The 346-nt window shown below is 35.8% G+C and carries 1 protein-coding gene; it reads right to left on the bottom strand.

Going from position 1 to position 346, the window contains the following annotated elements; translation table 11 throughout:
• Positions 1-63: 63 nt before the first annotated feature.
• On the bottom strand, positions 64-312 hold the full coding sequence (locus NQ163_RS20880) for a GIY-YIG nuclease family protein (protein WP_442786040.1): 249 nt from the start codon (positions 310-312) through the stop codon (positions 64-66).
• Positions 313-346: the final 34 nt, after the last annotated feature.

The following is a 346-nucleotide window of genomic DNA, read 5'->3' as shown; positions in this document are numbered from 1 at the left end:
TTTTTTCAGCGGTCCGGACGAGACTCGAACTCGTCCCGATTCTCGGGATGACTGGCATGTATTCTAATTAGAAGAGGATATGAGCTCTTCGATGAACACTCGGCTTTTTTGTTTTTTTAAGAACTTTTCTCGAATTAAAGCATCTCTTTTGGAATTGTACTTTTCTGAGTACATCAGTACCCATGGTATTTTTTTGCGGGTATATCTTGATCTGCCTTGATTGTGATAAGTCAATCTATTTTCAATGTTAGATGTGTAACCAATGTAGTATGATTGATCCAGTTGACTCTGTAAAATATATACGCAGTACATGGTAGTAAATATATTTTAAGAAAGTAGAAGATAC

It is taken from the genome of Marinifilum sp. D737 (genome assembly GCF_026672275.1).
Lineage (GTDB): Bacteria > Bacteroidota > Bacteroidia > Bacteroidales > Marinifilaceae > Marinifilum.
This window is presented reverse-complemented; position numbering and strand designations above follow the sequence as displayed.

Bases quoted from the DNA above. Each gene is read 5' to 3' on its own strand.
- NQ163_RS20880 (WP_442786040.1), bottom strand. From the start codon at position 312: ATGTACTGCGTATATATTTTACAGAGTCAACTGGATCAATCATACTAC.